Below are 26523 nucleotides of genomic sequence, written 5' to 3'. Positions count from 1 at the left end.
AAAACGGGCGATGAAAAGATTGCTGCCGTGGCTCCCGAGAACTTGAGACCGCTGCGGCAGTCAAACCAACTTGGGAAAAGGAGTTGTGCCTCAGCCCGATGCCGCATCTGCGCCGAGCCCTGTTCTCATCTCCTTGGCCGGTTTCGTTCACACAGATTTTGCCGCGCCGGAGCTGGACCGCACGATGAGACGAACATCCAGTTCTCGCTCACGCATTAGGTGCCGCTCTTCAGGACCTGTGAGGGCATACTCCCCTGCAAGAGTGCCCATTTCCCTGGCTGGTACCTCGAGTGTGGTAAGTTCGGGGCTGGTCAGGGTCGCGATTTCAAGGTTATCAAAACCTATGATTGACAAGTCCTCGGGCACCCGGATGCCACGCGATTGGCAGTATTTGAGAGCGCCGGCCGCGATGATGTCACTGCCGCAAAAAACGGCCGTGAGATCGGGGTATAATTGCAGCAGGGCCTGCATCGCCTGCTTACCACTACCCAAGTCGTAGCGAGCCTCGACGACGCCGATGCTTTCCTTCCCGATGCCGAGGGACGCGAGACCAGCAAGGAAGCCATCCCGACGCTCGCGGGCGCGATCATTGCCATTCGTGATGCCGGCAATCATGCCGAATGTCCGGTGGCCGAGGCTATGAAGATAGTTTGCGGCAGTTACCCCCGCCTTCTTATTGTCAAAGCCGATCGCGGCGGCGTCGCCGGTGGCGTGGCAGGTGTATGTGAAGACGTATCCGATGCGATCCCGCTGCAGGAGCTCAATGGTTTCGCTCTTGTGTTCCGAGCCGACCAGAACGACTGTTTCGACACCGCGCTCGACCAGTAGCCGCGCCTGTTCATACTCCATGTTGAGGTCATATGAGGAGGTGTTCATGATCAATGATACACCGCCTTCGGCCAGGCGGGCCTGAAGGCCGCTGACCATGATGGCGTAGATTGCATGATCGAGCGTGGGGATGATTGTGCCGACCAGGCGTGAGCGGGTCGAGCGAAGTGCTCGGGCAGAGCCGTTGGGTACATAGCCAAGCTCCGCGGCGGCCTTGAGCACACGTTCGCGTTCGTTGCGGCCGACCTTGGGATTGTTGTTAAGGACGCGCGAGACGGTGGCTGGCGAACATCCAGCGCGCTTTGCCACATCGACCAGTTTGGTCTTTTCGCTGGAAGGACTTGGCACTCGTGATTTCCTGCTGTTCTTGAAATCGATTTATTACATCTAAATTCGCAAGCGTAAAGTACGCTTGGAGTTTTCGATAGGGCATTGACATGGCTTCATATGCTTGAGAAAACGTTTTCTTAAATCCGAGCGGGACGCGTCTCATCGCGGCAGAGGAGAGCCCGCAACGCAGTGCGGAGTTTTCGGAAGGGCCAAGCGAGACTGCTTGTCCAAACATAGGGAGGGAGAAATCATGGTGTTTCACACGGCAAAAATGACCGGGCGCAGGTTGGCGGTCGCGCTGACGACGCTCGCCGCGATGGGGCTCACGGTCGCGGTGGCACAGGGGGAGACCCTGCGCTTCGGCCATAACCAGCAGACCAATCACGTTTACCACGCGGTCGCGGACCATTTTGCCCAAGAGGCTGATAAGCGTCTCGAGGGCCTCGATATCAAGATCTTCCCCGCCGCCCAGCTCGGCGAGGAGGTGCCAATGCTCGAATCGGTGATGGCAGGCGTGCAGGACATGGCGATCGCCGCCTCGGCCTGGACCTCTACCTTCGTGCCATCGATGGGCTTTTTTTCTGTCAGCTATATCTTCCCGACGCAGGAGGATTTCCGTAAGGCGCTGAACGACGAGGCGCTTAACGCGCTGATCGATGAGAAGATCGCCGAATCGGACGTTGCCATGAAGCGTGTGGCGACGATCACGGCGGGCGTGCGCAACCTTTACAACGCGGTCGGCGCGGTGGAAATGGTCGATGATGTCGATGGCCTGCGTCTGCGGGTCATGGGATCGCCGATCGAATCGCAGGTTTGGGGCGCGATCGGCGCTTCGCCATTTTCCATCCCGTTCTCCGATGTCTACACGGCGCTTCAGACCGGCCTTGCCAAGGGCGCCGAGAATGCGGCGGCCGTCTATGCTGCCAACAAGCACTACGAGGTGGCGCCCTATTACAGCCTGACAGGCCACCAATGGCTCGTCGGTTTCGTGTTCATCAGTCAGTCGCGCTGGGACAGCCTGACGGCCGACCAGCAGGACACGCTCTTGGAGATCGGCAAGGAGGCGACGGACCTGTCGATCGATTACGCGGCAAAAACCGACGCCGACATGCTTGAAGAACTGGTCGCCAATTCCGGTGTTCAGGTCAATGAAGTCGATACGGACGGCTTCGTGGAGAAAGTCGCCCCGATCCAGGACAGCGCGGCGGAGGAGCTGGGCATGCAGGATGTGCTGACGCGCATCCGCGAGCTGCGATAGCGCTCGTTTCTTGAAACGATGCCGGCGTCAAGGCGCCGGCATTTTTCTTCGCGGACGGTCTGACCATGATCAAGTTTTTCGACGCATTGGAAGCCTTGGTGCGCGCCCTCTGTGCGGTGTCGCTCGCCTCCTTCATCATCCTGGTCTTTCTCGACGTGGTGTTCAGGGAAATCATCGAGCTGCCTATTTTGTGGACGGTGGATATCGCCTTGGCGCTGTTCGTCTGGTCGGTCTTTCTCGGCGCTGCCGTCGGCGTGCGCAAGAACATGCATTTCACGGTGGAGCTCGTCGCGTTTCGCTCGCAACGCGCCGAAATGATCTTGCAAGCGACAGCTTATATTCTGGTGCTCTGCTTTATCGTGCTCGTTGCCTTTTACGGGCTGAATTTTGCCCTGTCGGGTTACAAACAATATTCCATGATGCTCGGATACAGACGCATTTACGTCTATTCGGCGATTCCGGTTTCTGCCGCCATCATGTTCGTCTTCGCTCTTGGCAATTTGGCCGATCTGATTGCAAATCCGTCCCGCGCGCAAAGCGCTGCGTGCAACACTCTGCCGGAGACCGGGGAATGAGCGTTACGGTTCTTTTCGCCAGTTTTTTTGTTCTGCTTCTGCTGCGCGTGCCGATCGCCATGGCGCTAGGGCTCTCGGGCTTTCTCGTCGTCTTCATCGAGGGGCTCAATCCGATCGTCGCCATTTCTAGATTGTATGAGGGACTGAACTCGTTTCCACTGCTTGCTGTGCCTTTCTTCCTGCTCGCCGGCCAGATGATGAACGCGGGCGAAGTGACCGACCGCATCATGAATTTCGCGATGGCGCTCGTTGGCCACATCAAGGGCGGTCTTGCCCATGTCAATGTCGTCGTCAGCATGTTGTTTGCCGGCATGTCCGGATCGGCGGTGGCAGATACGGCAGGTGTTGGCGCCATTCTCATCCCGTCGATGAAATCGCGCGGCTATTCGGAGCCGTTTGTGGTGGCGCTAACGGCCGCCTCCTCGACAATGGGCGCGATCATCCCGCCCAGCATCCTGATGGTCATATACGGCGCCGCCGGCAATGTCTCGATCGGAGCGCTGTTCCTGGCTGGTGCCATTCCGGGCCTCCTCGTCGGGTTGGTGCAGATGGTCTACTCGTTCGTGCATGCGGTTTCTTATGGCAGCCCGGCTGAACCGTGGAAGGGTGCCGGCGAGATTGGGCGCACCGGCCGCGCGGCGATTGGCCCGCTGATTGTGCCGGCGATCATTTTGGGCGGCGTGCTGTCCGGCCAGTTCACGGCGACCGAAGCGGGCATGGTGGCGACGGTCTATACGGCTTTCCTCATCTTCATCGTCTACCGTTCGTTTCCGATCCGCTCCATTCCCAGGCTGCTGAGCGAAACCGTCGTGAACTATTCGCTGCCGCTGCTGGCGGTCGCGGCCGCCTCCTTCTTCGGATGGCTTCTGGCCTTTTTGGAAGTGCCGGACATGGCGGTACACTTTGCCGAGCCGGCGCTCGGGTCACCGGAAGCGACCCTCATCGCCATCATGGCGCTTTTTCTCGTGCTTGGAACCTTTCTCGATGCGGTGCCGGCCATCATCATCTTCATGCCAATCGTGTCACGGCTAGTCGAAGCCTCCGGCGCCCATCCGGTGCAGACCGGCATCGTCGTGATCATGACGCTGGCGCTCGGCCTTGTAACGCCGCCCTATGGGCTCTGCCTGCTCGTCGCTTCGATGATCTCGAAGGTTTCCGTCGTCAAGGTCATGCCGCAGATGTTCATCTTCCTCGCCCTTATGATTCTCGTCATCCTCGCCGTCATCTTTGTTCCTGCGCTCTCTTTGTGGCTGCCAAAGCTTCTCATGCCGAGATTCATTTGATGGCGGCTCGGGCAGGGCGCGTACTCGCAATTATCTTCGTGGATCGCTGAAATGGGCGCCGGGGATGGGGTGAAGCCGCCTGCCGCAGCGGCTTCCGCGGCCCAGTAGTTGACGGTGAACCGGGAATATGAGAAAACGATTTCTTTAACGGGCGAGACAAGTCCGAAAAGATCAGGGAGCGAGCTTTTCATGTTGTTGAACGACGTGCGCATCGTCAGTTTCTGCCACTTTCTCCAGGGGCCGGCTGCCGCGCAATATTTGGCTGACATGGGTGCCGATGTGATCAAGGCGGAGCCGGTAGGCGGAGCCCATGAGCGGCATTGGTCGGGTGCCAATGTTTTCGTCGATGACGTCAGTGGCTTCTTTCTTTGCGCGAACCGCAACAAGCGCTCGGTCGCCATCGATCTTAAGTCGGATGAGGGTAAGCGTGTTGCCTGGCGGCTGATCGAGCAGGCGGATGTGGTGATGGAGAATTTCCGGCCAGGAGTCTTCGAGCGCCTCGGTTTTGGCTGGGACGAGATGAAGCGCCGCAATCCAAGCCTGATCTTCGCGTCCGCAAGCGGGTTCGGCTCCACTGGGCCGATGGCGTTGTCGCCTGGCCAGGATTTGTTGATTCAGGCGCGCTCGGGTCTGGCCAGCGTGACCGGCAATCCGGCCGTCGGCCCGACTGCCGTTGGAGCGGCGATTGTCGACCAGCATGGCGGTGCGCTGATGGCGATGGGGATTTTGGGCGCCTTGGTGCGTCGTCATCGCGAAAACAAAGGTACGCGGGTTGAGGCCAGCCTTATCAATTCCGGTATCGACTTGCAGGGCGAGGCGATCGTCAATTTTCTGGCCGGCAATAAGACGCGCGACGTTCTCAAGCGGGAAAAGAACCTGGCGACCTGGTTCCATGAGGCGCCTTACGGCATCTATCCGACATCGGATGCGCACATCGTCATTTCGCTGTGCGATCCGAAAGTGCTGGCCGATGCGCTGGAAAGCGAGGAGTTGCGCGAAAACGCCGATGCCGACCGCTATGTCGAGCGCGACACCTATGCGCGCATGATTGCCGCCGCGACAGCCGAGTTCACCGCGTCGGAGCTGGCTGAGCGTTTCGATGCGCGCGGCATCTGGTGGGCGCCGATACGATACTATGATGAACTTCTGAACGACCCGCAGCTTCAACACGCGCAGGTTTTCCGCGAGGTCACCGTGCGCGGACGACGCATTCATCTTGTCAATCACCCCAACCGATATGACGGGCAGGTGCCTGAACTGCGTGTCCTTGCCGTGGAAATCGGCGAGCATACGCGCGAAATCTTGAACGAGCACGGTTTCGGCGGGGACGAGATCGACGAACTGGTTCGCAGCGGCGCAGTGGTCGCGCGTCAGGTCGACGCCTCCAAGACGGAAGGACGCGTCGATGCTTAAGGACATGCCCGGCTCGCTGCCCACATCAGATATGTCGACTGAGCGCGGTGTCGCGCTGGTCACCGGCGGACGACGCGGTATCGGTCGCGCCATCTGCTTGGCTCTCGCCGGCCGTGGCTTCGATGTCGCTCTGGTGGATATCGTCGAGGACGATCTTGCCCATGAAACGCTCGATCTGCTCGTGGCAACGGGGCGTCGGGCCTGGTTTGCCAAGAACGATATTGCCGACACAGATGCGCATGCGGGGCTGATCGAGAAGGTTGAAGCCGAGCTGGGTGATGTCACCTGCCTGGTGAACAATGCCGGTGTTCAGGTTTCCGAGCGTGGCGATCTGCTCGACGTTAACGAAGCGGCGTTCGATCGGCTGATCTCGATCAATCTTCGCGGCACGTTTTTCATGACGCAGGCCGTCGCGCGCCGCATGCTAGCCGCCGAAAAGAAGGTCGCGCGGTCCATCATCACGCTGACCTCGGCGAACGCCTACATGGTTTCGCCGGAGAAGGGGCCGTATTGCGTTTCCAAAGCCGGTCTGTCGATGGCCATGCAGCAATTCGCCATTCGTCTGGCTCCGCACGGCATTTCCGTTCACGAGATACGTCCAGGCCTGATCCAAACGGATATGACCGCGGATGTGTACGAGCGTTACGATCCTGATGTCCGCGCCGGGCGCCTGGGACCAGTTGGCCGATGGGGTCAGCCGGAAGATGTCGGCGAAGGTGTCGCCGCGCTTGCTTCCGGTGCCATCCCGTTCAGCACAGGCGATGTCTTCAATATTGGCGGCGGTATTCAAATTCCGCGCCTTTAATGCGCAATTGAAAGAAAACGATTTCACAACCGCGATGCGTTGATGGACGGTAGAATGGTTGACGATAAAGACAAGTTGGAAAGAGAGGTTTTGGACTCTGATGCCATTTTGAAAATGGTCGGAATCGAAAAATCTTTCCCCGGCGTGAAAGCGCTGCAGAAGGTCACCTTCGAAGTTCAGCGCGGTGAGGTTCACGGGCTCGTGGGGGAGAACGGGGCCGGAAAATCCACGCTGATGAAAATTCTGTCCGGGGCCTACCGGGCCGATCATGGCATCATTGCGTTCGATGGGGCCATTCGCACCAATGCAACGCCCTCGGAAATGATCGAATGCGGGCTAGCGGTTATCTATCAGGAGTTTGCCCAAGCCGAGCACTTGAGCGTTGCCGAAAACATCTTCCTGAACAGGTTGCCGCGCAAGGCAGGCGGGCTGGTTGACTGGCGCAAGGCGCGTGCCGATGCGGTCGAGTACATGAACCGCCTCGGTTTTATGATCGATCCGGAAACCGAGATCAGCAAATTGGGTGTGGCGCAGCGCCAGATGGTCGAGATTGCGCGGGCTGTCTCCCAGAATGCAAAGCTGATCGTTTTGGACGAGCCGTCGGCGGTGCTTGGCGACAGCGAACTTGAGAAGCTGTTCGTGACCATCCGCAGCCTTCAGAATGAAGGTGTCTCTTTTATCTACATCTCGCACCGGCTCAAAGAGGTCTTCGATATCTGCCAGAGCGCCACGGTCTTGCGTGACGGGCAGGTGATGAAGAGTGAGCCGATTTCGGAATGGACCACCGAGACGCTTATCCAATCGATGGTCGGCCGGTCGATTTCCGACTTCTTCCCCAATCGCAATCCAAATTTCGGCGACGAGGTTCTCCGGGTCAAAAACCTGACGCGCAAGGGCGTCTTGAAGGATATCTCGCTGCATTTGCGGGCCGGCGAAATACTCGGCGTTTGTGGTCTGGCCGGCGCCGGCCGATCTGAGCTCTTGAAAGCCATCGTCGGGGCCGATCCGATCGATGGAGGCGAGATCGAGTTGCACGGCAAGCCGGTGCGTATTCCTTCACCGCGTGCGGCTGTTCGCTATGGCCTGGGATTTGCGCCGGAGGATCGCAAGACGGAGGGATTGTTCCTCGCCCAGAGCGTGAAGTTCAACATCACGATTTCGCGCCTGAAAGAACATCTCAGCGGCAGTCTGATCAACCATCGCAAAGAGCGCAGCCGGGTTAACGAGTTGTCGTGCGCGTTTCGTATCAAGACGCCGACCATCGAGTCGCCGGTTGGCAACCTATCGGGCGGCAATCAACAGAAATGCGTTCTGGCCAAGCAGATCAACGCCGATTGCGATATTTTGCTGGTCGATGAGCCGACACGCGGTGTCGACGTCGGCGCCAAGCGTGAAATTTATGATCTGCTGGTTGATCTGACAGAGCGCGAGGGCCTCGCGATCATCATGGTCTCATCTGAACTGCCGGAAATCATCGGCATGTGCGACCGCGTTCTTGTGATGCGCGAAGGTGAGATAACCGCTGAGATTATGCGCGAGGACGTCACCGAGGAAGGGATCATGACTCATGCGACCTTCCACTAACATCGTCGCTCCGCACGGCAAGGTCCGGCTGATTGCCTTGGATATGGACCGTACTGCGCTAACGAATGACTATCGCGTTCTTCCCGATGTCGCTGATGCGGTGGCGCACGCCCTGAACGACGGCGTCATGGTAGTCCCTTCGACGGCGCGCTCGCCGCAAGCCCTTCGCCCGTATGCCGATCGCTTGGGCATCTCCGGTGTGTGCGTGTGCTTTAACGGTGCATGGACGGGCAAGCTTTGCGGTCAGGGTGCGGTGCATTGCCAGACAATGAACCCTCAGTCAGCCATCCGCGTGGTCACTGCTGCTGGCATGGCCGGCTTCAATCCCGTTTGGTTCACGACTGAGGGCTCTTTTGCACTGTCAGACGGACCGCTTGTTGACCGAGAAGCCCTGGCGACCGGTATCAGGCCGCGCATCGCTGCCGGCGGTGTGAGTGATGACGGGCCAGTCATGAAAATCCTTTGCCTTGATCCGCGTGGCGGTTCGGAAATGGACGATCTCATCAGGTGCTTCAGCGGCGAATTTCAGTTCGCATTTTCCGATTGCCATCTCCTAGAGATCAATGCCCACGGCGTTTCCAAGCAGACGGCCATCGCCCGGCTTTGCAACCAACTGCAGATTTCGGCCGAGGAGGTCTGCGCGATCGGCGATTCCGAAAACGATCTGCAACTCCTGAACTGGGCCGGCACCGCGATTGCGATGGGTAATGCGACGCCGGCGCTCAAAGAGATAGCCGACTGGGTCTCGACAACAAATGAAGATGCCGGTGCGGCGGCGGCCATCCGCCGCGTGCTGGCGCGCGACAGCGATTACGCTCATCAGGAACCAACCGCATGACCGAACTCACGACAGAACAACCACGCAGCAGCAAGATCTTTTTCTCGTTTCTGCCCAAACGGTCCGGGCTGATCTGGGTATTGCTGGGTCTTTGTATCTTTGCAGCCCTGCTTTCACCGGCATTTCTCAACCCGCTCAACCTGACGAACGTGCTGCGTCAGGTGGCGTTGTTCGGCATTGTCAGTGTTGGCATGACATTCGTGATTCTCACCAAGGGCATTGACCTGTCGGTCGGATCGATCCTTGGGGTTTGCGCGGTCGTGACTGCGCTAATGCTGACAGATGGGTGGGCACCAGGCGTGGTCATTCTCTTAGTGTTGTTGGCAGGCGCCGCGCTCGGCGCAGTCAATGGTCTGGGTGTGACGCTTGGCGGAGTGCCTCCGTTCATTATGACGCTCGGTGTGATGGTTATGGGCCGCGGGCTAGCACTTACGCTGGCCAACGGTCAGCCGATCGGCCTTGGAGAGGCGGCACCAAAATTCATGTGGCTTGGCCGCGGTGATTTCCTCGGTCTGCCAGTGCCTGTGTGGATCTTCTTCGTTGTCTCGGCGATCGCCATCGTTGTGTTGCGCTACACCGCCTATGGTCGACAGATCTATGCCGTCGGCTCAAATTCAGAAGCGGCGCGCCTCTCGGGCATCAATGTCGGTTTCGTGACCTTTTCGGTCTATGTGATTTCGGGAATGCTGGCCGCGTTGACCGCGCTGATCTTTGTGTCGCGGCTGACCGTGGGCGAGCCGACGGCCGGCACCGGCATCGAACTGGAAGCCATCGCGATTACCGTCATCGGCGGCACCAGCCTCTTTGGCGGCGAGGGCGGAATTGTCGGCACGATAATCGGGGCGGCCATTCTCGCCGTTCTCGCCAACATCATGAATTTGATCGGCATCACGCCGTTCACCCAGCAGATTGTGAAGGGCGCGATCATCGTCGGCGCCGTTCTCTACGAAATGCAAAGGCGGCGGAGGTCGTCTTGAGCATGCCTGCTCCGGTTATCGGGCAGGTGATGATGAACCTCATCAACCTTTAGCAAAAAACAGGGAGGACCCTTATGCGAAAGATCTCGAAACGCATGTTCATTGGTGTAGCGGCCGCCGCCGCTACCGCATTCGGCCTAATGGTCGGCACCGCGCTCAGCCAGGACAACATCGTGATCGGCTTTTCGCAAGGCACGATGAACCATCCGTGGCGCGTGGCCATGGTCGAGGGAAACCAGACATACGCCAATGAAAATCTGCCTGACGTCGAGCTCATCGTAACGGACGGCCAGAACGATTCTGCAAAGCAAGTGACGGACGTGGAAAGCCTGATTGCACGCGGAATCGACGTATTGATGATCAGCCCGCTGACATCTGACGCCTTAACGCCAGTCGTCCAGGATGCGCTCGACGCCGGCATTAAAGTCGTCACACTTGACCGGAAAGTCAATGTTCCGGTTACGGTTCATGTTGGCGCGCTCAACAAGCCGATCGGCGAGCAGGCCGGCAAGTTCCTAGTCGAGAAACTGGGTGGCGAAGGCGCGATCATCGAAATTCAGGGCACTGCCGGCGCTTCGGCGACAGTCGATCGCCATGATGGATTCATGGAAGGCATCGAGGGCAGCGGCCTTAAAGTGGTTGCCTCCCAGCATGCCGACTATCTGCGCGAGCAGGCGCTGAAGTTCATGGAAGACCAGCTTCAGCGCTTCGGCCCCGGCGAAATCCAGGCTGTTTACGCCCACAATGACGAGATGGCGCTCGGCGCCGTTCAGGCCCTGGAAGCCGCTGGCCGGCTCGAAGAAGTGATGGTTGTCGGTGTCGACGGCCAGGAAACCGCTTTCGAGGCGATCAAGGCAGGCAAGATGGCCGCAACATTCACCTACCCCTATGTCGCGCCGGAAGGCATCGAGATTGCCTACAAAGTTGCCCAGGGCGAACCTGTGGAAGAAGAAGTCATCCTTCCCGGCAAGCAGGTCGATGCCGACAACATCGATGAAATGCTTGGAACCGGCTTCTGATCGATTTCCTCCCAACCGGATCGCGCGACGTCAGCCGTGCGGTCCGGATTTTACCAGACCTAGAAGGAACTTGAGATGAGCAGTGAATATCCGTTTGAACCCAAAGGAGTGATCCCCGCCTGCCTGATGCCGTTCGATGCTGACCTTGGTATCGACGAGGCAGCCTATCGTGCTCATCTTGAAGATATCGCATCCGTGGACGGTATTGCGGGGATTACGATCAATGGCCATGCCGCGGAAGTGCATGCGCTGACCATCGAGGAGCAGTATCGCGCCATCGTGGTCACCAAAGACGTTCTGGGCAGCCGACTGCCGACGATCGCCGGTGTCTATACAGAGTCCAGCATGGAAGCCGGACGCATGGCAGCCTATGCGCAAAAAGAAGGTGCCGACGCGCTGCTCGTCTTTCCACCCAGCTTCATGACGCTGGGTGGTCACTTGCGGCCGGAAATGACTGAGACGCATTTGAAATTTATCACCGACGCGTCGGACCTTCCGATTATCTTGTTCCAGTATCCGTTGAGTTCCAATCTGTCGCATCCGATCGGGACGCTCTTGGAGTTGTGCAACAAATTTCCGACGATCCGCGCGGTCAAAGACCAGATTGGCGACGGCAATCTGCACGAATACCAGATGCGGGAGCTGAAGAAGCTGGATCAGCCCGTCAATACGCTGACCACCCATAGTGCCTGGCTCTTGGGCTCGCTTTCGATGGGTTGCGACGGTCTCTTGTCTGGTGCGGGAAGCGTGATCGCCGACCTGCAGGTCTCATTGTTCAGTGCCGTTCAGGCCGGCGACCTGAACGCGGCGCGCGCGATCAACGACCGCATCTATCCGACCGTTCGCGCCTTTTATGATGCGCCACTTCTCGACATGCACAACCGCATGAAGGAAGCGCTTGTGCTGCTCGGCAAGCTGGAACAGTCCTATGTCCGTCCGCCCCTGGTTAAGCCTGGTCCGGACGAGATTGCTAAAATCGGTGGTATGCTCGAAGAGGCCGGACTGACTGCAGATACAGTCTACCGGAACGCCGCCTGAGCGATGCGGCCGGACCTGCGTGAACGGTGCGCCGGGGGGTAACCCCTGGCTGGCCCGTTTGTCTCGAAAGGAAATTGCCGATGGCATTGGTCGAGAAAGACGCGCCGAGCAAAGGCGTGGTGCGGTTGACACTCAACCGCACCGACAAGCTGAACGCTTTGTCCAAAGCGCTGCTGGCCGAACTGGTTGCCCATCTGGACACTGTCAAGGACGTGCCCGAGGTCGGCTGCGTGATCCTGACCGGCAACGGACGTGCCTTTGCCGCCGGCGCCGATATCGGCGACATGATTGAACGTGGAGCGGCTTCCTATGCCGATCCCGACCGACTGGAAATCTGGCGCCGGATCGAGGATTTCCCCAAGCCGATCCTGGCGGCGGTCAATGGGTATGCCCTGGGCGGCGGTCTCGAACTTGCCTTGCTGTGCGACATCATTATTGCAGCGAAGTCCGCGAAGTTCGGTTCGCCAGAAATCAAGATCGGCTCCTTTCCCGGCGATGGCGGGACGCAAAGGTTACCACGTTTGGTTGGCAAGAGCTTTGCGATGCAGATGGTGCTGACCGGAACGATGGTCGATGCGGATCTGGCTGAGCGCAAGGGATTGATCAGCGAAGCGGTTGACTTGGAAGTGCTGCAGGATCGCGCGGTCGAAATCGCGAGCGAGATCGCATCCAGATCGTCCGCGATAACACCCTATGCCAAGCGCGCGGTCAATGCCGCCTTCGAATTGCCGCTCGGTGAGGGGTTGGCATTGGAGCACGAACTGACCGTCGCTGCCTTCGAAAAGGAAGACCGGATCGAGGGACTCAAGGCATTCGCGGAAAAGCGCGAGCCAAAATTCAAGGGCCGCTGAGCGACTGACGTCGAGGTTGGATGGTCCGGTTCCATCCCGGAGATGAAGAGATGCGTGAAAAAGGCTGGGATTACATTGTCGTTGGTGCCGGTTCCGCCGGTTGCGTTCTTGCCAACCGGTTGTCGGAAAACCCCGATTGCCGGGTGCTGTTGCTGGAAGCCGGCAGCCGCGACTGGAACCCGATGATCCATATTCCCGGCGGCCTTGGCAAGCTGTTCGGGCCTGGCGTCAACTGGCGTTTTTTCACCGCGCCTCAAAAGCATCTCGACAACCGCGCCGTGTGGTATCCGCAAGGGAAGACGCTGGGCGGTTCGTCGGCGATCAATGCGATGATCTATATCCGCTGCCAGAAAGAGGATTATGACAACTGGGCTGCGCTGGGCAACGAAGGCTGGGGATACGACGACGTTCTTGCCTATTTCAAGAAGGCCGAGGACAACAACCGGCTGGCCGACAAGTATCACGGCCAAGACGGACCGCTGTGGGTTTCCGATCAGGTCGCTCCGCATGGCATCAGCCGCGCCTTTGTCAAAGCAATGCAGCAATATGGCTTGCCCTACAATGCCGATTTTAACGGCGAAACGATGTATGGCGCCGGCTTCTACCAGGTCACTTGCCGCAATGGTCGCCGGCGCTCGACCTCTGTCTCTTATCTGTGGCCCATTCGCACCCGTAAGAACCTGACCGTTCTCACGGGTGCAAGGGCACTTCGCATCCTGACCGAAGACGGACGCGCCAAGGGCGTCGAGTATGAGGTGGGCGGCCAGGTCGAACGCGCCGAAGCTTCATCGGAGGTTCTTGTGTCTTCCGGGGCGATCAACTCGCCGCGATTGATGCTGCTGTCGGGGATCGGCCCTGCCGATGAATTGAGAGGGCTTGGCATCGAGCCGGTGCATGATTTGCATGGCGTCGGCAAGAACCTGCACGATCACATCTGCACCAACGTTCATGTGCAGACCAAGAAGCGCATCAGCTATGACGGCCAGGACAAGTTTCCGATTAGCATGGTGCATGGCCTGCAATGGCTTCTTTATCGCAGCGGACCTGCGGCCTCAGTCATCGTTGAAGGCGGCGGATTTCTGCAAACCGAAGGCGAGGACCGGCCCAATTTGCAGATCCACGTCGCGCCGGCCACCGTTGTGCGCGGTGGACAATCGACGATTCCCGGATACGGCTTTACCGTAAATTCGACGTTCCTTCGCCCGCGCAGTCGGGGCACATTGACGCTTAAATCGTCAGATCCTGCCGATCAGCCGGTGGTCGATCCGAACTATTTTGCCGATCCCTACGATCGGCAGATGGCTATCCAATCGGTGCGCGAAATCCGCAACATCCTGTCGCAGCCTGCAATCAGCGGTCTGATCGAGCATGAGCGCCTGCCTGGCGAGGATGCGAAAACCGACGAGGACATCCTCGCCTACGCTCGCCAATATGCGTGCTGCGATTATCACCCGGTCGGGACGTGCAAGATGGGCGTTGACGATATGGCAGTGGTCGATCCGCAGCTGCGCGTTCACGGGATGGACGGGCTGCGCGTCATCGATTCGTCCGTGATGCCGGTTCTGCCGAGCGGCAACACCAATGCGCCGACGATCATGATCGGCGAGCGTGGTGCTGATCTGGTTCTGGGCCGCCTCTCGAGCCCGGCGGCGACGACCGCTGAAACCCCAACAAAGGCCTTGGAAAAAACCCCATGAACAATCACGCCAATTCGCCCCAGCTTCCGTCTGAACCGCGCCAGCTCGGTTTTTATGTCGACGGACAGGTGCGAGATCGCGGCGAGCGGGAAGTTCTGACCCGTTTGAGCCCGGCTCATGACGTTGCTGTCAGCGAAACCGTTCTGTGCACGAAAACCGATGTGGACGAGGCGGTTGCTGCGGCCCGCAAGTCCTTCGAAAGCGGCGCGTGGTCGCGTTGGTCAGGCGCCGAGCGCGCCGCCGTCCTCTTGAAAGCGGCCGCCGGCATTCGTGAGAATCTGGACGAACTGGCCTATTGGGAGACGCTCGAAACTGGCAAGCCGATCTCGCAATCGCGCGGGGAAATCGAAGGGGCAGCCGGCCACTACGACTACGCGGCAGGCGTTGCGCGGTCGCTGCACGGGGACAGCTTCAACAATCTGGGCGATGATATGTTTGGCGTGGTCACACGCCAGCCCATCGGTGTCATCGGACTGATCATCCCGTGGAATTTTCCCTTCATCATCCTGGCTGAGCGCATTCCTTACATGCTCGCTGCCGGATGCGTGATTGTCTGCAAACCAAGCGAACTGACGTCGACAACGACGCTGCGCATGGCCGAGATTTTGACCGCGGCCGGCATGCCGGCTGGTGTGTTCAATGTCGTCACGGGCATGGGCCCCGAGGTCGGCCAGGCGATCACCGAGCATGACGATATTGACATGCTGTCGTTCACCGGCTCGGTCGATGTTGGCCGCAGGGCGTTGATGGCATCTGCCGGAAACTTCAAAAAGCTCGGGCTGGAGCTGGGCGGCAAGAACCCGCAGGTGGTTTTCGCCGATGCCGATCTCGCAGATGCCGCCGATGGCGTTGTGTTCGGCCTCTGCTTCAATGCGGGCCAATGCTGTGTGTCGGGCAGCAGGCTGGTCGTCGAAAAATCGGTCGCGAAGGAGTTCGCCGCGCTGGTCGCAGACAAGCTGAAGCGTGTCCGGATGGGCGATGTGTTCGATCCCGAAACACAGCTCGGCGCTATCGTTTCACCGCAACATTTCGAGAAAATTCTCGGTTACATCGAAAGCGGGAAGCAGGATGGAGCCAATGTCGTCTGTGGCGGCTGCGCGGTTGAGACCGAGCGTGGACATTTCGTGCTGCCGACGCTTCTGACCGATGTCGAACGGTCGATGGCGGTGGCGCGTGATGAAATTTTCGGCCCGGTTTTGGCCATGCAGACTTTCGAGACGTTCGAAGAGGCCATCGAAATCGCCAATGACAGCATCTTCGGTCTTGCCGCAAGCATTTGGACGAAGGATCTCGACAAGGCCATTCACGCCATGCGCCGCGTCGAGGCGGGCCGCACCTGGGTGAATACGACAATCGCTGGCGGGCCGGAGCTTCCGATCGGCGGCTTTAAGCAATCGGGCAATGGACGGGAGACCGGCGTCTACGGCGTTGAGGAATATACCGAGGTCAAATCGGTCCACATTGCCCTCGGCAAGCGCGACCACTGGGTCAAATAGCACTGCCGTGATAAACGCACACTCCTGCACCATAACGTCCGAGCAAGCCACCGCGCTTTTGCGCGACCTGTTCGATGCGGCGGTCGCCGCCGCGCAGCCGCAACGTGTGATCGGTGAGTTTCTTCCCGAGCCTGTCGGCGGCCGCACCGTCGTCGTTGGCGCAGGGAAGGGTTCAGCGGCGATGGCGCGGGCTTTCGAGTCAGCCTGGCACGATGCAGGACGGGGCAAACTCGAAGGTCTGGTCGTCACCCAATATGGCTATGTCGAACCGTGCCAGGATATCGAAATCGTCGAAGCCGGACACCCGGTGCCCGATGATGACAGCCTTTTGGCGGCGCAGCGCATCCTTGCGCTTGCGCAAGGGTTGGGGCCGGACGATCAACTTGTCGCACTGATTTCCGGCGGTGGTTCTGCCCTGCTGTGTCTGCCGGCCGGCGGGTTGGATCTGGCCGATAAGCAAACGCTCAACGATACGCTATTGAAGTCCGGCGCAACAATTGCCGAGATGAATTGCGTGCGCAAGCATTTTTCGGCCATCAAGGGCGGCCGTCTGGCGGCCGCGGCCTATCCTGCGCGGGTGCACACGCTGGTCCTGTCGGACATTCCCGGTGATATCCTGCATCTCGTGGCCTCCGGGCCAACGATCGCCGACGAGACCGATCGCGATCAGGCAAGGCAAATCGTCACGCGCTACCGCATGGCTTTGCCAGAGGCGCTGATGCGATGGCTGGACAACCCAGATTGCTCGGCGCCGATGCCTGACGATCCTCGCCTTGGCGCGGCGCAATGCCATGTGATCGGCAGCGCGCAGGTTTCGCTGGAGGCGGCCGCGGCGCAGGCGCGCCAAAGTGGCTACGATGTTCACATCCTGTCGGATCGTGTCGAGGGCGAGGCTCGCGATGCGGGCCGCGTGCATGCGGCGCTCGCGCTTCAGATCAAAGATCGCGGCCAGCCTTTCACCGCGCCGTGTCTGCTGCTGTCCGGCGGCGAGACCACCGTAACCGTGCGCGCCGAGGGCAAGGGCGGGCGAAACAGCGAATTCCTGCTTGGTTTTGCGCTTGATATCGCCGGGCGCGACGGCATCTACGCGCTCGCCGCCGACACCGATGGCCGCGACGGTACCGAGCACAATGCCGGAGCGCTCTGCGACGGGACAACGGCTGACCGCATTCGCGCCACGGGTGCCGACCCCAAATTGCTGCTGGCCGGCAATGATGCTTGGAGCGCATTCGATGCCGCCCAGAGCCTGCTGGTCACAGGACCGACGCGAACCAATGTCAATGATTTCCGCGCCATTTTAATTTCCTGACGCGGAGCAAAAAACGGCTCCGCGGATGGAGCCATTCTACGGGAGGCGATGATGAAGACTGTATTGGTGACGGGTGCATCGCGCGGATTGGGACGCGTTATTGCCGAAACGCTGGCGAAAGACGGACACCGGGTTGCCGTCAATTGCGCCAACAGCCGCAGCGCGGCCGAGGATGTGGTCGAGGCGATCCGGACCGCTGGCGGCGAGGCGGATGTCTTTCAATTCGATGTAACGGAAGCCGATGCGGTCATGGCCGGCATTGCGGAGCTGCATCAAAGGTTCGGTGCGCTCGACTGTATCGTCAACAATGCCGTTGGCCATCACGATGTGATTCCGCTGGAAGAGCAGACGTGGGAAGACCACCTTTTTCAGCTCGAATTCAGCGTCAAGGCGCCAGTCCTGCTGATGGCGGAGGTCGTGGCCGGCTGGAAGGCGCGTGGCTCCGGCAGGATCATCAATATCGGCAGCGAGGTCGTCAATATCGGCAACGCCCAGTTCGCCCATTATGTCGGTGCCAAGGCGGCCATGCTTGGTTTGACACTGTCGTGGGCCAGTGAGCTGGGCCCGTTCGGAATCAACGTCAATCTCATCGAGCCGGGGTTCATCACCGTCGAACGGCATGAAGAAATGGCGAAAGACAAGATGATTGCCGATTATCTCCCCCATCTCCCGTTCAACAGGATGGGCAAGCCGAAGGACATTGCCGGTGCCGTGGCGTTCCTGGCCTCCGATGCGGCGTCCTTCGTCAATGGCCAGACCCTGGCGGTCAATGGAGGGCGTACCCTTGGCTGACGGTTTTTTTCTGAAGCCCGGCGATTTCGTCGAGCAGGATCACACCGTGACCGAAGCGGCGGTCAACAGCTTTGCGGAGCTGAGTGGCGATTTCTCGCCCAATCACATGGACGAGGCAGATATGTCCGGCTCTGTCTATGGAAAGCGCATTGCCCATGGTGCGCTTTTGATTGCCTATATGTCGGCCTGTTCGACGGAAATCGTGGAACGGGTGCCCGGCGTTCGCGACGGCGCGACGCCGGTTTCGCTCGGTTATGATCGCATCCGCTTCGTCAAGCCGGTCTATATCGGCGACAATGTGCACTTGCGTTACGAGGTCCGAGATGTGCTGGAGGAGCAAAGGCGCACCGTTTCCGAGATCACCATCACCAACCAGAATGACGAAACCGTCTGTGTCGGACAGCACATTCTCAAATGGGTATAGCTGCGGATCGGTATGACTTCGTCATTGTCGGTGGTGGCTCGGCCGGCTGCGTTTTGGCCAACCGCCTTTCGGCGGATACGGCCTGTCGCGTTCTCCTGCTCGAGGCCGGGCCGCGTGATCTCAATCCCTTTATCCATTTGCCGGTTGGTTATTATCGCGCGGCGAAGGGGCCGCTGACCTGGGGTTTTCATCTCGCCGCGCAACACCATCAGGACGCTATTACGCCCGAATATGTGCAAGCACGCGTTCTGGGCGGCGGCAGTTCCATCAATGCACAGGTCTACATCCGAGGGACGGCCGCCGACTACGATAACTGGGCCGCACTTGGCTGCGAAGGCTGGGGCTATTCGGATGTACTGCCCTATTTCGTCAAGGCGGAAGGCAATGCCAGCAAGGGCCCGCCGCTTCATGGCACAGACGGCCCGTTGGGTGTTGCCGATCAGCGCCATGTCCATCCGCTGAGCCAGGCGTTTCTCGCCTCCTGCCGCGAATTCGGCATGCCGGACAACGAGGACTTCAATGGCGGGGACCAGGCCGGCTGTGGCCTTTATCAGGTGACAAACCGCGACGGACGGCGCTGCAGCGCTGCACGCGGCTATCTGTCTCCCATCCGCCGCCGCAAAAATCTCACCATCGTGACAGGTGCGATGGTGGAGGGCATCACGATCGAAAACGGCCGCGCGACCGGCGTTTCCTATCGCCGCGGCGCCGATTTACGGCAGGTCCGAGCCGAACGCGAGGTCCTGCTTTGCGCAGGCGCGCTCAACACGCCGAAATTGATGATGCTGTCGGGCGTGGGGCCTGCAACAGAGCTGGAGACACATGGCATCCCATGCCGGAGCGATCTGCCGGGAGTCGGCCAGAACCTGCACGATCATCTCGACGTCTTCGCGATCTACAAGCTTGCCGGCATCAACAGCTATGACGTTTACAAGAATCCGCTGCGCCAGCTCGGCGTCGGGCTTCGCTATCTGGTTGACCGGCATGGACCGGCCAGTTCGGTGATCGTCGAAGGCGGGGCGTTCTGGTCGACGGAAGGGCGCGCGGAAGCTCCCGACGTGCAATTTCACTTTCTGGCCGGCTCCGGCATCGAGGCAGTGACCGAAGAGGGTGCTCCGGACAATGGCTGTACGCTCAACGCCTACTATCTCCATCCGAAGTCGCGGGGCAGTCTGCGCCTCAGATCGGCCAACTCGGCCGACCCGCCGCTTATCGATCCGAATTTTCTTGCTGAGCCTGACGATCTTGAAAAGACGGTGGAGGCTTTCGAAATGTGCCGGGCGATCATGAACCAGCCGAGCATGGCACGTCATTTGGCGAATGAAACGATGCCAGGCCCGCAGGTGCAGTCACGCTCGGCTGTAACGAACTATATTCGGCGCGAGGCTCGCTCGGGTTACCATCCGGTCGGTACCTGTCGGATGGGTCCGCACGAGGGCTGCGTGGTCGACAATCGGCTGAGGGTTTATGGCATAGACAGGCTGCGGGTCGTCGATGCCTCGATCATGCCGCAACTCGTCTCGGGCAACACGAATGCACCGACGATCATGATCGCCGAAAAGGCCGCCGACATGATTTTGGGCCGACCCTGACAGACGGCTTACGCCGTCAGTCCGTATTGCCTGGAAAGATTTTTGAGGAACGGAAGACCGGCGGCCATGACTTCTTCTGCACTGTCGGCAACCGGCCGCCAGACACAAAGGGCAGAGGCAAATTGCGGCGGCAGATTGACGAAACTTTCAATGCCCTGGCCGCCGCTATAACCGATCGCCGCCAGCGCCCCGTAGATCTCGTTCCAGGGAACGGTTCCCTTGCCCGGAACGCCACGGTCGCTTTCGGACAGATGGATATAGCCCAGATGCTCGCCGCAATCGATAATGCCGCGGGCTATGCCACGTTCCTCGATGTTCATGTGATAGGTGTCGAGATGAACAAACATCCCGTCGGCACCGATCTTCTCGATCAGGCCAGCGGCTTGGCTGCCGGTATTGATAAGATGGTTTTCGTACCGGTTAATCGGCTCGATTCCCAGGGCGATGTTCTTGGACCTTGCATAGGCGGCGACTTTCTCCAGCGCGCGCGCGATATCGTCTATCTCTCGGTCGGTGGGTGGATTTCCGCTGCGTTGTCCAACGCCGCCATAGATGACGCCGCTGAGAGCCACCGCGCCGATCTGCTCGGTTTTATCAAGGGCCAGCTTCAGAAAATCGACCGCCTCATCACCGTTGACCGATGGCCAGCAACCTTCCGGCAGTGCGAGTGAACACAGCGCTTTCAGCCCGCTCTTCTGCAACAGGCCGCGGTCGCGTTCCGGCTGCGAATTGGCGGGGTCGAGAAGTGGAATCTCAATGAAATCCAGACCGTAGCGGACGGAGTCGTCGACCGCGTGCGACGCGCCGCTGATCCAGTCGGACGCGAAAATGCTGGAATGAACACCAAACCCTTCAAGCATATCTCCTCCCAAGGCCTTGTGATGGCCGTTTATTGAGAAAACGTTTGCCCGAAAATTCCCATACTTGCAATCGATGCGCCGAAAAAGGCCAATAACTTGACAAGTGCGCCAAAATTGTGAAGACTTCGCGTGAAATCGTTTTCTTAACCCACCGCTGTATAGCGATTTCATTCACGGAGGAGGGGGGTGTAATGACAGTCATTTCAAGACGCGGCGCCTTGATGCTCACGGCATCTGCCGCTGGATTCGCACTGGCGCGCCCGGCGCTGGCTCAGAAAAGATATCGCATCGGTTTCAGCCAGGCGACAATGAACCATCCATGGCGCGTTGCCATGGTGGAAACCAACAATGCATATATCGATGTAAACCTGTCGGACGTCGAGTTCATATTCACCGACGGTCAGGACAATGCCAACAAGCAGGTGGCTGATGTCGAGAGCCTGATGGTTCAAGGGCTCGATGTCCTGATGATTTCTCCGGTCACGGCGGACGCGCTGACGCCCGTCGTGGCGGATGTGATGGCGGCCGGCATTCCGGTCCTGACGATCGACCGCGAGGTCAATACCGATGTTACCAGTCATATTGGCGCACGAAATCTGCCGATCGGCGAGGCGGCAGGTCAATTCCTGGTCAACAAATTCGGCGGCAAGGCGAAGATCATCGAGTTGCAGGGGTCGGCCGGTGCCTCGGCAACGGTGGATCGCAATGTCGGTTTCGCCAACGGACTGAAGGGTCACGAAGGCATGAAAATCGTTGCCAACCCTTACTGCGATTATCTGCAGGAGAAGGCGCTTGCCTATATGGTCGACGCGCTGCAGCGTTTCGGGCCAGGAGAGTTCGACGCCATCTACACCCATGCCGACGAGATGGCGTTCGCGGCAATACAGGCAATGGAAGAAGCTGGCCGCACCGATCCCGTCAGCATCGTGGCGATCAATGGCGCGAATGGGGCCATCGATCTGGTGGCTGAAGGGAAGATGGACGCCACGTTCACCTATCCTTACTGCGCGCCGGAGGGCGTGCAGTACGCCTACAAGGTGGCGAAAGGCGAAACGATAGAGAAGGAGATCATTCTGAATTCGGTCGCTGTTACCGCAGAAAACGCCGAAGAGATGCGCGGCAAGGGCTATTAAGATTCCATGCCGACCGGATGCAGCCGACCTTCGCGGCGGCATTTTTCCATCAAACTATGGCTTGTATGTACCAGTATGCGAACGATCATCATAACCGGCGCCGATATGGGGCTTGGATTTGCCTTTGCGGAGCAATATGCCGAGGAAGGCGCCCGTGTCATTGCCGGTTGCTTGAATCCGTCCGGCGGCGAGATTGCCCGATTGGCCAAAAAATATCCCAACCTCACGGCGCTTAAGCTTGATGTCACGAGCGACTCCTCGATGGCGGCGTTTAAGGACAAGGTGGGTGATCAGGCGGTCGATATCCTGATCAACAATGCCGGCGTTCACTACCGCAAATGGAGTGTACCTGAAGAGGTTGTCTTTGCCGATTGGGAGCACACGCTGCAGGTCAATACGATTGGTCCCGCCCGCGTGTCTTTTGCGTTGCGCGCCAATTTGGCCAAAGCGGGCGCTGCGCGGCTCGTGACCATTTCGAGCGATTGGGGCTCGGTCACCAACCATCCGGGAACCGCTTACGACTATTGTTCGTCGAAGGCAGCCGTCAACAGTCTCATGCGCGGCATGGCGACACGTTGGCACGAAGACGGGATTACCATTTTGATGGTGCACCCCGGCTGGACGCGAACCTCTATGGGCGGCGACAATGCGCCATCGACACCGGAAGAAAACGCCCGTTCCGTGCGCAAGGTGATCGAGTCGATGACGACAATAGACAATGGACGCTATGTCGACAATGCGGGCATCGACTTGCCTTGGTAGAATTGTTGAAACGCAGAGCGTTGAAATAAATGATCTTTTTGCTGTCGTGCACACCATAGCGCATTCGATGCCCTTCTCAAAGTCGCCTCGTATCATGTCATGCCCCAACTCTCGGAAATCCGCCGCTTTGTAGCCGCGGCAGAGAACGGAAGCCTGCGACGGGCGGCCGAAACGATCGGAGTAGGGCAGTCCTGCCTCAGCCGCACAATCATGCGTCTGGAGGACAAGCTCGGCGTTTCGCTGCTCGAACGGAGCAATACGGGCGCGCGGCTCACCAATGCGGGGCAGCGTTTCCTGGATGATGTGGAGCCGGCGCTTCGGCAACTCGAGCAGGCGCGCCGTTCGGCTTGCGCCGCCGGCCGCGCGGACCGTCCGGATCGGCGTCCTGACCTCAACTGCAGGTGGGTTTCTCCGGAAACTGCTTGTCGCTTATCGCCGGGAATATCCGAAGGTGCACATCGACGTTCGGGATGGCGGCCGCGACGAACACATCGCCGCCTGCGGTCGCGCGAGCTCGATAACGTCCTCATGCTTGGCTCGCGCCCGATCCGCAACTGCGAATGTGCGGAGTTGTGGTGCGAGCGACTCCACATTGCTCGATCCAAGAAGCACAGGCTTGCCAGCCAACGTGAACTCGACTGCCTGACATCTGACACAGGCAACCCCACCATGCGACTTCCTATATGAGAATGGCGACACAAACGTATGCAGCACATCTACGAAACATTCTGGGAGCGGCTGTCGGAGAGTGTCGATGAAGCGGACTTGCGCAAGGCAATGGCTGATGCCGCTGGGGCATTCGATCTGCGCACATTCGCCTATCTGTCTCTGCCGTCTGACGTCTCGGGAACGCCAAGGCTGATCTCGAACTACCCGTCCCCTTGGACGACCCGCTACCTGAACCAGCGGTACGAGAAGATCGATCCGGTGATCACCAGGGCAAGGTGCGACGGATGCCCGTTTCGGTGGGGACCACAATTCGGCTGCTCCGACACTTCGAAGGCCCAGAGGCGGCTCTTCGATGAAGCAAGTGAGTTCGGTATCTGCTGTGGGCTTACAATTCCGATTGCCGACCGCCGCGGTGGCCTCGCCGCAATGACGTTTGCCGCCGACGAGGATGATCACGCCTTCCTGCGGGTCGCTGATCGCTACGAGCAGGCCCTCCAGCTCATGGCGACCTGCTTTCATGTCGAGCTGCGCCGCAAGCGTTCGGGATGCCGGATTGTGGACGGCGTGCGACTGACCCCGCGCGAGTACCAGTGCCTGCAATGGGCAGCCCGCGGCAAGTCAGCTCGCGATATCGGCGCCATACTGGATATCACGCAGCGCACGGCTACATTTCATCTCGACAACGCCAAGGCAAAGCTCGGCGTTCGCACCAGAGCGCAGGCCATCGCCCGCTTTTCCGCCCACGGACCGTTCCGTCGTTGATGCGGCCGTCATGGTTCCTGTGAAACTCGACAGGATGCTTCGCGGGTCCGCTTCACATTCAATTTCAGGGTCATTCTTGCGAGGAGACCCTGATGTTGCAGCTTATTGCGCCTGATCGGTACGGCGACTTCGCCTACGAACTTCACGACATGCATCGCCTGCGCTACCGCGTCTTCAAGGAGCGGCTCGATTGGGACGTAAGCACCAGCGGCGGGTTCGAGATCGATACCTTCGATTCATTGAAGCCTCACTATCTCCTGCTTCGTGGTGAGGAGGGGCGCGTCGATGGATGCGTCCGTCTTCTTCCCACGACCGGGCCGACAATGCTGCGCGACACGTTTCCCGCGCTTCTGGACGGCCTGTCGCCACCGCAGACACCTCATATCTGGGAGAGCAGCCGTTTTGCGCTGGACCTGCCACCGTCCACTCCAAAAAGGGCAGGGGGCATTGCGCGCGGCACCTACGAACTGTTTGCGGGCATGATCGAATTTGGGCTCTCGCGCGGCCTGCGCAAGATTGTGACTGTGACCGATCTGCGCATGGAGCGGATCCTGCACCGCGCAGGCTGGCCACTGGAACGCATCGCCGTACCGCGGACGATCGGCACCACGCGCGCAGTTGCCGGGTTTCTCCCCGTATCAGCCGAGAGCCTCGATGAGATCCGTCGCAATGGTGGTTTCGCCAAGCCTGTTCTGTGGGTGCCGGTAGTTACAAGGAGTCTCTGATGGCTGCCTGCAACGCTCTTGTTTACCGAATGCGGAGAGCATCGGCATGATGGCGAGATCTCCCAATGCCAACCCGCCGGACTGGCGGAATGAGAAAGCATATGCCTACACCGCTCAGCTGACGCGGCGGGGATGGGCATGGGAATTCCTCAGACGCAATCCGGAATTCAGGCACCAACTGGCCATCGCCATCCAGCAGGCGATGTGTTCCGAGGTGCGCGCGGCGCTTCAGGTGATCAGGTCGGCCGTTGATCTCTCACGCTGGGGCATTCTCTTTCGCCGATTCCGCAAGCTCTGATGCATCTGTCCTCTGGTGCCCGCGGCAATGTCCGCTGGTACTTCCGGTCGTTGCCGATCGCCCGGCGACGCCGCCATTCTTTGATCTGGCTAGTATGTCGTGCCACGCAACGATCCTGACGACGTCTGACGACCATCAGCACGTTTTGCTGCGTGCTGGCGGCCGGGATCTCCAACTCTGTGTCGCCGGCGCGGATATCACGGAACCTGTGCGGCTACGCGTGCATGCGATCTGGGACGCCAAATCGACGAAACATCGTCTGGTGGCGCTCGATTGTCTCAATGCGCTCCACGCCAAAGGGCGCTTTCCAGTTGGTCTCTTTCCAGCGGACGCACGTGGCAATCGCCTTCGTTTCGTGCTTCGGGCACTCGACGGCAGCCTAAACGGTGCGTCCCACCGCGACATCGCGATTGCGCTGTTGGGTCGGGAGCGCATCCAGGAAGACTGGGCGGATCCGGGTAATCATCTTCGCGATCGCATCCGCCGCGCCGTTTTGCGCGGTCATACGCTGATGAACAGCGGATATTTGGATTTCCTCGTGTAAAGAAAGCAGTGCATGACCGAGGGTGCCTGTCACCCGGCGAACAGTTCCTTGTAGCCCGTCGTGACCATCCAGTTCGCGCGGTCGAGGTGGCTGCGAAGTACCTTTCGGGCACGCGTCGGTTCGGTAACCGGATCAATGCCGAGGATCAGCTGCGCCATTTCCTCTTCGCTGGCATCATCGGCCGAGGCGTCCAGGAGCCGCATATAGATGGTGAAGTGCTCGTTGTCGTACGCCGTGAGGCGGTCCGACCAAGGCACTTCCTCGGCCAGATGTGAGGTTGGTGCTACACCAGTTTCCGTCGGTCGATTCATGATCGCTGCGAGCCTCTCCTCTTTTCGTAACGGAGCGAAAGCAGAATATCCCAAACTGGGATAATCCGAAACTGGGATTAGCCGGTGTCCGGTCTTTTCACGACCGGTTCGCCCACATGCCCAAATCTCTTAGATCTCCCCGCCAACAGCAATTTCTGAACCAGTTGATTTCACTGCGCAAGGCCAAAGGCCTGACCCAGACGCAGGTTGCTGAGAGGCTCGGTCGCCCGCAGTCCTTTGTGGCCAAATACGAGGGTGGGGAACGACGCCTCGATGTTATTGAGTTTCTCGAGGTGACGGCCGCGCTTGACGCCGATCCATGCGAGATACTTGCCAAGCTCCGATCATAG

General features: G+C 59.3%; 28 protein-coding genes. 25 read left to right on the top strand and 3 right to left on the bottom strand.

The features are described from left to right. Positions 1-147: 147 nt before the first annotated feature. Positions 148-1176, bottom strand: a complete 1029-nt coding sequence (locus N1058_RS14280) for a LacI family DNA-binding transcriptional regulator (protein WP_265518262.1) — start codon at positions 1174-1176, stop codon at positions 148-150. 232 nt (positions 1177-1408) lie between these two features. Here N1058_RS14280 and N1058_RS14275 point away from each other — a divergent pair, with 232 nt between their 5' ends. The 17 genes from N1058_RS14275 to N1058_RS14195 all read left to right on the top strand — a co-directional run bounded on the left by N1058_RS14275 (position 1409) and on the right by N1058_RS14195 (position 20109). After that, positions 1409-2416, top strand: coding sequence for a TRAP transporter substrate-binding protein (locus tag N1058_RS14275; protein ID WP_265518261.1), 1008 nt, complete (start codon positions 1409-1411; stop codon positions 2414-2416). Positions 2417-2481: 65 nt separating this feature from the next. Then, complete coding sequence (locus N1058_RS14270) at positions 2482-2991, top strand: TRAP transporter small permease (RefSeq protein ID WP_265518260.1); 510 nt, start codon at positions 2482-2484, stop codon at positions 2989-2991. Then, positions 2988-4274: a TRAP transporter large permease gene (locus N1058_RS14265; protein ID WP_265518259.1), complete on the top strand. Its 1287-nt coding sequence runs from the start codon at positions 2988-2990 to the stop codon at positions 4272-4274. Before N1058_RS14270 ends, N1058_RS14265 begins: the two co-directional genes overlap by 4 nt. A gap of 189 nt (positions 4275-4463) precedes the next feature. Then, positions 4464-5687 (top strand): CaiB/BaiF CoA transferase family protein, encoded by a 1224-nt coding sequence (locus N1058_RS14260; RefSeq protein WP_265518257.1) that lies wholly within the window; start codon positions 4464-4466, stop codon positions 5685-5687. Between the two features lie 4 nt (positions 5688-5691). Then, positions 5692-6492, top strand: coding sequence for a 3-ketoacyl-ACP reductase (locus N1058_RS14255; RefSeq protein ID WP_265518255.1), 801 nt, complete (start codon positions 5692-5694; stop codon positions 6490-6492). Between the two features lie 54 nt (positions 6493-6546). Continuing rightward, entirely contained in the window at positions 6547-8076 is a 1530-nt protein-coding gene (locus N1058_RS14250) for a sugar ABC transporter ATP-binding protein (RefSeq protein WP_265518253.1), read from the top strand. Continuing rightward, positions 8060-8914, top strand: coding sequence for an HAD family hydrolase (locus N1058_RS14245; protein WP_265518250.1), 855 nt, complete (start codon positions 8060-8062; stop codon positions 8912-8914). Before N1058_RS14250 ends, N1058_RS14245 begins: the two co-directional genes overlap by 17 nt. Beyond that, positions 8911-9891: an ABC transporter permease gene (locus N1058_RS14240; protein WP_265518249.1), complete on the top strand. Its 981-nt coding sequence runs from the start codon at positions 8911-8913 to the stop codon at positions 9889-9891. Before N1058_RS14245 ends, N1058_RS14240 begins: the two co-directional genes overlap by 4 nt. Positions 9892-10031: 140 nt before the next feature. Further along, entirely contained in the window at positions 10032-10910 is an 879-nt protein-coding gene (locus N1058_RS14235) for a substrate-binding domain-containing protein (protein WP_265518248.1), read from the top strand. A gap of 75 nt (positions 10911-10985) precedes the next feature. Further along, positions 10986-11948, top strand: a complete 963-nt coding sequence (locus N1058_RS14230; RefSeq protein ID WP_265518247.1) for a dihydrodipicolinate synthase family protein — start codon at positions 10986-10988, stop codon at positions 11946-11948. Between the two features lie 80 nt (positions 11949-12028). Further along, entirely contained in the window at positions 12029-12799 is a 771-nt protein-coding gene (locus tag N1058_RS14225; RefSeq protein ID WP_265518246.1) for an enoyl-CoA hydratase-related protein, read from the top strand. A 50-nt stretch (positions 12800-12849) separates the two neighbouring features. Beyond that, positions 12850-14496 carry a GMC family oxidoreductase gene (locus N1058_RS14220; RefSeq protein ID WP_265518245.1) on the top strand — a complete coding sequence of 549 codons (1647 nt, stop codon included), beginning with the start codon at positions 12850-12852 and terminating at the stop codon, positions 14494-14496. Further along, a complete protein-coding gene (locus N1058_RS14215) occupies positions 14493-15992 on the top strand; it encodes an aldehyde dehydrogenase family protein (RefSeq protein WP_265518244.1) in 1500 nt (499 codons plus the stop codon). Before N1058_RS14220 ends, N1058_RS14215 begins: the two co-directional genes overlap by 4 nt. A gap of 31 nt (positions 15993-16023) precedes the next feature. Further along, the gene (locus N1058_RS14210) at positions 16024-17301 is read left to right on the top strand and encodes a glycerate kinase type-2 family protein (protein ID WP_420847998.1); all 1278 of its coding nucleotides are present in this window, start codon (positions 16024-16026) and stop codon (positions 17299-17301) included. A 51-nt stretch (positions 17302-17352) separates the two neighbouring features. Continuing rightward, positions 17353-18093: an SDR family NAD(P)-dependent oxidoreductase gene (locus N1058_RS14205; protein WP_265518242.1), complete on the top strand. Its 741-nt coding sequence runs from the start codon at positions 17353-17355 to the stop codon at positions 18091-18093. Further along, the gene (locus N1058_RS14200) at positions 18086-18517 is read left to right on the top strand and encodes a MaoC family dehydratase (RefSeq protein WP_265518241.1); all 432 of its coding nucleotides are present in this window, start codon (positions 18086-18088) and stop codon (positions 18515-18517) included. Before N1058_RS14205 ends, N1058_RS14200 begins: the two co-directional genes overlap by 8 nt. Further along, on the top strand, positions 18508-20109 hold the full coding sequence (locus N1058_RS14195) for a GMC family oxidoreductase (protein WP_265518240.1): 1602 nt from the start codon (positions 18508-18510) through the stop codon (positions 20107-20109). The genes N1058_RS14200 and N1058_RS14195 overlap by 10 nt, the downstream gene beginning before the upstream one ends. A gap of 8 nt (positions 20110-20117) precedes the next feature. On the opposite strand, the gene N1058_RS14190 is transcribed toward N1058_RS14195, so the two are convergent. Continuing rightward, positions 20118-20969, bottom strand: a complete 852-nt coding sequence (locus N1058_RS14190) for a sugar phosphate isomerase/epimerase family protein (protein WP_265518239.1) — start codon at positions 20967-20969, stop codon at positions 20118-20120. Positions 20970-21160: 191 nt separating this feature from the next. Here N1058_RS14190 and N1058_RS14185 point away from each other — a divergent pair, with 191 nt between their 5' ends. From N1058_RS14185 to N1058_RS14160, 7 genes are all read left to right on the top strand, one after another. Further along, positions 21161-22102, top strand: a complete 942-nt coding sequence (locus tag N1058_RS14185; RefSeq protein WP_265518238.1) for a substrate-binding domain-containing protein — start codon at positions 21161-21163, stop codon at positions 22100-22102. A gap of 75 nt (positions 22103-22177) precedes the next feature. Next, positions 22178-22864 (top strand): SDR family oxidoreductase, encoded by a 687-nt coding sequence (locus N1058_RS14180; RefSeq protein WP_265518237.1) that lies wholly within the window; start codon positions 22178-22180, stop codon positions 22862-22864. A gap of 99 nt (positions 22865-22963) precedes the next feature. Next, on the top strand, positions 22964-23551 hold the full coding sequence (locus N1058_RS24240) for a LysR family transcriptional regulator (RefSeq protein WP_420847990.1): 588 nt from the start codon (positions 22964-22966) through the stop codon (positions 23549-23551). A gap of 18 nt (positions 23552-23569) precedes the next feature. Next, a complete protein-coding gene (locus tag N1058_RS14175; protein WP_265518236.1) occupies positions 23570-24295 on the top strand; it encodes a LuxR family transcriptional regulator in 726 nt (241 codons plus the stop codon). 92 nt (positions 24296-24387) lie between these two features. Then, positions 24388-25020 carry an acyl-homoserine-lactone synthase gene (locus tag N1058_RS14170; protein ID WP_265518235.1) on the top strand — a complete coding sequence of 211 codons (633 nt, stop codon included), beginning with the start codon at positions 24388-24390 and terminating at the stop codon, positions 25018-25020. Between the two features lie 46 nt (positions 25021-25066). Beyond that, positions 25067-25318: a transcriptional regulator domain-containing protein gene (locus N1058_RS14165; RefSeq protein ID WP_265518234.1), complete on the top strand. Its 252-nt coding sequence runs from the start codon at positions 25067-25069 to the stop codon at positions 25316-25318. A gap of 220 nt (positions 25319-25538) precedes the next feature. Further along, on the top strand, positions 25539-25862 hold the full coding sequence (locus N1058_RS14160; RefSeq protein WP_265518233.1) for a DUF2285 domain-containing protein: 324 nt from the start codon (positions 25539-25541) through the stop codon (positions 25860-25862). A 29-nt stretch (positions 25863-25891) separates the two neighbouring features. Here the strand turns inward: N1058_RS14160 and N1058_RS14155 are convergent, their stop codons facing one another. Further along, on the bottom strand, positions 25892-26173 hold the full coding sequence (locus tag N1058_RS14155) for a DNA -binding domain-containing protein (protein WP_265518232.1): 282 nt from the start codon (positions 26171-26173) through the stop codon (positions 25892-25894). 116 nt (positions 26174-26289) lie between these two features. Here N1058_RS14155 and N1058_RS14150 point away from each other — a divergent pair, with 116 nt between their 5' ends. Next, the gene (locus N1058_RS14150; RefSeq protein ID WP_265518231.1) at positions 26290-26523 is read left to right on the top strand and encodes a helix-turn-helix domain-containing protein; all 234 of its coding nucleotides are present in this window, start codon (positions 26290-26292) and stop codon (positions 26521-26523) included.

It is taken from the genome of Nitratireductor luteus, assembly GCF_026162365.1.
Taxonomy (GTDB): domain Bacteria; phylum Pseudomonadota; class Alphaproteobacteria; order Rhizobiales; family Rhizobiaceae; genus Chelativorans; species Chelativorans luteus.
This window is presented reverse-complemented; position numbering and strand designations above follow the sequence as displayed.